Annotated in this window: 6 protein-coding genes; 1 reads left to right on the forward strand and 5 read right to left on the reverse strand. The window is 62.7% G+C overall.

Going from position 1 to position 6,273, the window contains the following annotated elements; translation table 11 throughout:
• Positions 1-101 precede the first annotated feature (101 nt).
• On the reverse strand, positions 102-2,069 hold the full coding sequence (locus ACEPAJ_RS03220) for an alkyl/aryl-sulfatase (protein WP_425913526.1): 1,968 nt from the start codon (positions 2,067-2,069) through the stop codon (positions 102-104).
• 92 nt (positions 2,070-2,161) lie between these two features.
• Here ACEPAJ_RS03220 and ACEPAJ_RS03225 point away from each other — a divergent pair, with 92 nt between their 5' ends.
• Positions 2,162-3,109 carry a LysR family transcriptional regulator gene (locus tag ACEPAJ_RS03225; protein ID WP_425913527.1) on the forward strand — a complete coding sequence of 316 codons (948 nt, stop codon included), beginning with the start codon at positions 2,162-2,164 and terminating at the stop codon, positions 3,107-3,109.
• A 61-nt stretch (positions 3,110-3,170) separates the two neighbouring features.
• Here the strand turns inward: ACEPAJ_RS03225 and ACEPAJ_RS03230 are convergent, their stop codons facing one another.
• The 4 genes from ACEPAJ_RS03230 to ACEPAJ_RS03245 all read right to left on the reverse strand — a co-directional run.
• Entirely contained in the window at positions 3,171-3,764 is a 594-nt protein-coding gene (locus ACEPAJ_RS03230; protein WP_425913552.1) for a DUF4157 domain-containing protein, read from the reverse strand.
• Between the two features lie 159 nt (positions 3,765-3,923).
• Positions 3,924-4,691: a phosphonate ABC transporter, permease protein PhnE gene (gene phnE, locus ACEPAJ_RS03235; RefSeq protein WP_425913528.1), complete on the reverse strand. Its 768-nt coding sequence runs from the start codon at positions 4,689-4,691 to the stop codon at positions 3,924-3,926.
• On the reverse strand, positions 4,688-5,515 hold the full coding sequence (locus ACEPAJ_RS03240) for a PhnE/PtxC family ABC transporter permease (protein ID WP_425913529.1): 828 nt from the start codon (positions 5,513-5,515) through the stop codon (positions 4,688-4,690). Before ACEPAJ_RS03240 ends, phnE begins: the two co-directional genes overlap by 4 nt.
• Positions 5,509-6,273 (reverse strand): phosphonate ABC transporter ATP-binding protein (locus ACEPAJ_RS03245; RefSeq protein WP_425913530.1); only part of this gene is annotated, 765 nt, incomplete at its 5' end. The genes ACEPAJ_RS03245 and ACEPAJ_RS03240, both read right to left, overlap by 7 nt.

Raw genomic sequence — 6,273 nt, forward strand, 5'->3', positions numbered from 1 at the left:
AGTGTTTGCAGCTGTGCATGGCGTATATCTGCTGCACAGGCCAAACAGCGCAGCGGTATTGGCTGCACTGCCGACCTATTTAGCGGCAAGCACTTGATTGCTTACTGACGGGTGACGATAGGGAAGCGTCCATCTGGCTTGTCTAGCAGGCTAAAGAAGCGTCCCAGTGCCAGCGCACTGCCGTCGATCGACACCTGATCAGAGCTGAGTAAGGCCCCGACACCGGCCTGGCCGGCGATCATTTGCAAGAAAAAGTCTTGGCTTAGGTTGAGGCTGGCGTCAGCTTCGGCGACTTCGTCTTCAGCCATGCGACGGTGGTGTAGCACGGCGTTCTCGATCCACAGGTGAAAGCGCACATCGCTGTCGGTGAAGTTGAGGTTAACCCGCAGCGTACTGTCGGCGGCCGCTACGCCATCCAACTTGGTCGCCATCACTTCCAGAAAACGTTCGGGTGCCGTGTGCTTGAGCATGTCGAGCATCATTACTGGGGTGAAACCGGATTCCGGCAGACCATGGCGCAGCTCATAGGCACCGCTCAGGTAAACGTTACGCCACGATGCTGACTCGGCCTGATAGCCCAGTTGCTCAAAGCTCCGTGCTTGCAGGTCGCGGGCAGCTGCATGCTCAGGGTTGGCATACAGCAGGTGCTTACCCAGTTCGGCCGCCCAGCGATAGTCACCCTCGGCATAGGCCTGTTCGGCGCTCGCCAGCAACTGCTCGCTGCCCCCGGCCAGTGCTACGTACTTGGCCGCCGCCGCCACCGGTGGTAACGGGTCGAGGTTGGCTGGGTTGGCGTCATACCAGCCCAGGTAGAACTGATAGATACCGCGTACGTTGTGTTTAAGCGTGCCGTAGTAGCCATGCACGTGCAGGTGTTGGTCGAGGCTTGGCGGCAGGCGTAATTGCTCGGCGATCTCCGGTGCGGTGAGCCCGGCGTTCATCAAACGTACGGTTTGGTCGTGCAGATAGCGGTAGACATCACGCTGCGCAGTGAGAAACGCCTGAATGTTGTTTTGCCCCCACACCGGCCAGTGGTGCTGGTTGAACAGCACTTGCGCCTCGGCGGCGTGCGTACGGCTGGCGTCAATGTAGTTGGCCCATTGCAGGGTATCGCGCACCTTGGCACCGCGCAGGGTGTAAAGGTTGTGCAGGGTTTGTGAGAGCAGCTCAGCGCCGCCAAAGGCGTTCAGCTCTGGCAGGCTGAAGGTCATCTCTGCCGGCGCTTCCGCTCCGGGAGTGTTGTAGAAGACAAAGCGTACGCCATCGACGCTCAGCGCTTGTTCGCTGGCGCTGATCAGTTGGGTCGGCGGCAGAATGCCCATATGGCCGAACGCCACCGCCTTGCCCAAGCCGTTATCCACCATGCCCTCGGCATTGCGTGGCAGGCGCTTGCCATACATAAATGTGGCGCGCCGGGCCATGGCGACGCCCATCATCAGGTTTTCGCTGGTGGCCTCCTGCATAAAACCGGCCGGCGCAATCACCGGTACTTGCCGAGCCTTGGCGTCTTCGGCACTGAGCACGCCGAGGGCGCCGCCAAAGTGATCAACATGGCTGTGGCTGAATATCATTGCGCTGATCTGACGCTTGCCCAGATGTTGAGCAACAAAGTCCATGGCGAAGGCGGCGGTTTCTCGGCTGGTCAGCGGGTCGATAACAATCCAGCCGCTGTCGCCCTCGATCAGGGTCATATTGGCCAGGTCGAAGCCGCGCAGTTGGTAGATTTTTTCGCTGACTTTGAACAAGCCAATCTGGTTATTTAGCAGGGCCTGCCGCCATAGGCTCGGGTTGACGGTCGCAGGCGCTTCGTCCTGGATAAAGGCGAAGCTGTCAAAGTCCCAGATTAGCTGGCCGTCGGCATCGCGCACCTGGCCCTGTGGTGCGGCAATTAATCCCCGGTGCGCCTGGGCCAGCCCCTCGGTTTGGCTCAGGTCGTATTGCTCAGCCACCTTGGCCTGGGCTGCTTGTGTGCTGGGTGTAGCGGCGCTGGTGCTGGGCGCGGGGCTGTCGCTGCAGGCGCTGAGTAACAATAGGGTGCTGGGTAATAACCAGCGCAAGGGCAGATTCATTGGCGTTCTCCGCGAGGTGAGTAGCCAGAGAATGGGGCGTGGCATACCATGCGTCCAATGCAGCTAAAGCATCTTTTCAATGCGTATAAGACATGAATATAGAGCTCCGTCACCTGCGTCATGCCCTTGCCCTCGCCGAACATGGCAATTTTGCCCGCGCTGCAGAGGCGCTTCATCTCTCTCAGCCGGCGCTATCACGCAGCTTACAAGCGCTGGAAGCGCAAGTTGGCGAGCACCTGTTTGATCGCAGTCACCGTGAAGTGACCCCTACGGCGATGGGCGAGTTGCTGTTGCAGCATGCCCGTAAATTGCTGTTGTACGCGCAAGACCTCAAGCATGACCTGCAACTGGCGCGCGGTTTGGAGCAGGGGGAGTTACGCATAGGGGTTGGCCCGTTTGCCGGCGCAGCCCTAGTCGCCCCGGTGCTGGCCACATTGAGCCGGGCCCATCCTGGCGTGCATTTGGAGGTGATATTGGCGCCCTGGCAAGAACTGCCCGCGCGCTTGCAACGCCGCGAAATCGACCTGATGGTGGTTGATTTACACGAGGTTGAAGACGACCCCTGCTATGCCGTGCAAGCCCTCGGTGAGCACCACACGTTGTCGGTGTGCCGCGCTGGCCATCCATTGCTAGAACAGGCCGCACCTGGTTTTGAAGCGCTGTTGCAGTATCCGCTGGCTGGGCCAAACCTGCCTGAAGCCATTCGCGAGGAGCTGCTCAAACGCCTGCCCAGTGCGTTACAGAACACCTGGCGGGCGCAGTGGAAACTGGCGATCACCTGCGACAGCTCAGCCATGCTTAAGCATCTTTTACTGGGCTGTGAGGCACTGGCGATGTTGCCGTGGTTTATGGTGGAAGACGAGTTGCAGCGCGGCGACTTGCAGGCATTGCGCAGCCTTGCTCCGGGCCTGAGCGGGCGCTTCGGGGTTGCTCGTCTGCACGGCCGGCGCTTATCGCTGGCGGCGCAGTGCTTTATCGAGGCGCTGCTGGCGCATGACGTCGCCGTGCGTCAGCGGCAGGCGGCGTGGCTAGCTCACTAGGCTGCGTTTAACCTTGCCTTGGCGGTTTTGTCGGCGGCATGGCAGATGTTTCAGCCGCTAGTCATGGGGCCGTTGCGCTCTGGCTCAGCTGATTGCGCAGCGCCCGGTCGACCTTAATTTGCAGCTGGTAAGCCGGCGTTTCGATGGCGTCATGGTCGCGGGTGTAGCGGCGGGTAAATTCGCGCACGCCCCACTGCTGGTATTGCTGCACATGCAACAGCTCATGGGCCCAGAGCGCGACATTCTGCTGCGCGTCCTCAGTGTTGCGGAAGACGATGATGTCGATCAGCGTCACCGCCTGCACGTCGGGGTTTTGCAGCAGGGCATTGCCGGCGTTGAGTGTCTCGTCGCCGCCGACCTTAAAGCGCGCCGAGTCGAGCACCGCGAGATCGAAATAGGCTTCTAGTTGTGCGCGGATATGCAGCGGCACAGGCTCGGTTCCGTCGGCTACCGCGCGTTCACGCGCTTGCCGCAACCCTTGTTCAAGACCGGAGGCGGCGAGCTGGGTGGCGTCTTCGTAGAGGCCGTCGATGTCGGCTTGGCTGAGCGGGGCACAGAAGCACACCACTGCACACACTTGTTGCTGCCCGCTGGGGCAGGCCAGCACCGAGGCCTTGAGCCCGAGCCCGCCGACTAATAAGGCGATCCAGCGCAGGGGGTGACGCAAAAACACAGCAGGCAATGAGGTCTCCCTGGAACAATAAGATCGCAGCTGGATGGGGTTGTCTGCGTCGGTGTTGGACAGTGGCCGTTGCGCTTGGTTGCAGCGGCGCTCAGGTCGCTCAGCGCCGCGTAATCTCCCCGCGGGGTGTGGCTACGCCCTTACCCAGCGTTGGCGGGTCCAGCCACTTAGGGCGTCGACGCCAAATACCAGCACTAACATCGCCAGGATTACCGTACTGGCCTGTGCTTCCTGGAACAGGCTGAGGCTGACGTAGAGCATTTGCCCCAGGCCGCCGGCCCCGACGAAGCCGAGCACGCTGGCCATACGGATATTGTTTTCCCAGCGGTACAGGCAGTAGGCCAACAGTTGCGGCCACAGGTTGGGCAGGGTGCCGTAGCAGAACGCCGCGACCTGGCCGCCGCCTTGTAGACGAATCGCCTCGGCCGGTGCGGTCGGGGTGTTTTCCAATGCCTCGGCAAATAAGCGGCCGAGTACCCCGGCGGTGTGCAGGGCCAGGGCCAAGGTACCGGCATTCGGGCCGAGGCCGGCGGCCAGCACCATCAGCGCCGCCCAAACCAGCTCGGGAATTGCGCGCAGGGCGTTTAGCAGCAAGCGGGCCGTACTCTGCAGTGGCCAGCCGAAACGTCCGGCCGCCGGCAAGGCCAGCAGCAGGCCGAATACCGCTGCCAGTAAGGTGCCGACGGCTGACATCGCCAAGGTTTCCAGTGCGCCGCGGCTGATGGCAGTCAGGTGCTCTGCGCTCAGGTCTGGGCTGAGAAAGCGCTGCACGTAGCCAACCATCAGCGTCAGGCTGTCGCCACTGATCAGCGTGCCGAGGTCGATACCCAGGTAGGCGAATGAGGCGTACACCGCCACGCCAATGACCGCTAACAGCAGCAGATTGATCAGCCGGTTCATGCCAACCTCCGGCGCAATAAGCGGCTGAGTTGGTCGGCCAGCAGCACCAGCAATAGGAAGGTCAGCAGCATGCTGGCCACTTCGCCGCCGGCGAACATACGCATCGACAGGTCGATCTGCTGGCCGAGGCCGCCCGCGCCGACAAAGCCCATGACTACCGAGGCGCGGATCGCGCACTCCCAGCGGTACACCGTGTAGGAGGTCAGTTCCGCCGCGGCATTTGGCAGGATGCCGTAGACAAATGCCGCCAAGCGGCCACTGCCGGACTGCAGCAGGGCGTGCATCGGGCGCTGGTCGACTGATTCGAAGATTTCCGCGTAAACCTTGCCGAGCATGCCGCTGTAGGTGATGGCGATGGCCAGCACGCCAGCTGTAGGGCCGAGGCCGACGGCGCGCACGAACAAGAGCGCCCAGACAATTTCCGGCACGCTACGCAAGAAGATCAGCAGCCCGCGTACTGGCCAGCGCAGCAATTGCGCCAGCGCTTTAGGTCGACCGCCGCGGGAAGCCGCCGAGAGCGACAGGGCACGACTGGCCAGCAGGCTCGCCGGAATCGCCAACAGCAGCGCCAGGGCCATGCCGGCAGTGGCAATGGCCAGTGTTTGCAAGGTGGCTTGCAGCAGGAGATCGAGAAATTCCGCGTCATGCGCTGGTGGCCAGAACGCGGCGACGAAACGGCCCATCTCGCTTTGGCTGTCGGCTTGCAGCAGCACGCCCAGATCCAGCTCGCTGAGCTGGATGCCGGGCCACAGCAGAGCCAGTGCCAGCAGGCTTAGCAGCAGACGGGGCAGGGCGGCCGGGTCACGGCTTGCGCGTGTCAGCATCGGGGGATCTGCACGCTCAAAGTCACGCTGGGCGCAGGCGGCGACAGCAGTTGTTCGTTGGCATACAGCGCATCGAGCTGCGCCTGGTCGACTTCAGCGGCCGGGCGGTCGAACAAAATCTGCCCGTCGCGCAGGCCGATCACGCGCGGAAAATGCGCCAGGGCCAGCTCCACCGCGTGCAGGCTGGCGATCAGGGTGACGCCGCTGGCTTCGGCATGCCGACACAGCACACTCAGCGTATGCGCGGCGAGCACCGGGTCCATCGCGGACACGGGCTCATCGGCCAGCAGCAGCTCGGGCGCCTGGTACAACGCGCGGGCGATACCCACGCGCTGCAACTGGCCGCCGGACAGCTGCTGGCATTGGGCGAACAGTTTGTCGGCCAAATCCAGCTTGGCCAGCTCACGCTGTGCCCCGGCTATATCCAGCGGATGGAGCAGGTTGAGCAGGCTTTTGGCCAAGCTCCACTGGCCGAGTTTGCCGGCTAGCACCGCTGTTACCACGCGTTGCCGCGCCGGTAGCGGCGGGGCCTGATGCACCAGGCCAATCCGCGCACGCAGGCGCTGGCGCTGGCGACCAGAGAGCTGCCAAGGTTGGGCACCGAGCACGTGCAGCTCGCCGCTGCTGGGTTGCAGGGCAGTGGCGAGCACATTGAGCAGGCTGGACTTGCCGGCCCCCGAGGGGCCGATGATTGCCACGCGTTCGCCCTGGGCAATGTGCAGATCGACATTGCGCAGGGCGTTGACGCCGTTAACGTG

Origin of the sequence: Pseudomonas sp. GWSMS-1 (assembly GCF_049847425.1) — a bacterium.
Classification (GTDB): domain Bacteria; phylum Pseudomonadota; class Gammaproteobacteria; order Pseudomonadales; family Pseudomonadaceae; genus Aquipseudomonas.

Bases quoted from the DNA above. Each gene is read 5' to 3' on its own strand.
- ACEPAJ_RS03220 (WP_425913526.1), bottom strand. From the start codon at position 2,069: ATGAATCTGCCCTTGCGCTGGTTATTACCCAGCACCCTATTGTTACTC.
- ACEPAJ_RS03225 (WP_425913527.1), top strand. From the start codon at position 2,162: ATGAATATAGAGCTCCGTCACCTGCGTCATGCCCTTGCCCTCGCCGAA.
- phnE (WP_425913528.1), bottom strand. From the start codon at position 4,691: ATGAACCGGCTGATCAATCTGCTGCTGTTAGCGGTCATTGGCGTGGCG.
- ACEPAJ_RS03240 (WP_425913529.1), bottom strand. From the start codon at position 5,515: ATGCTGACACGCGCAAGCCGTGACCCGGCCGCCCTGCCCCGTCTGCTG.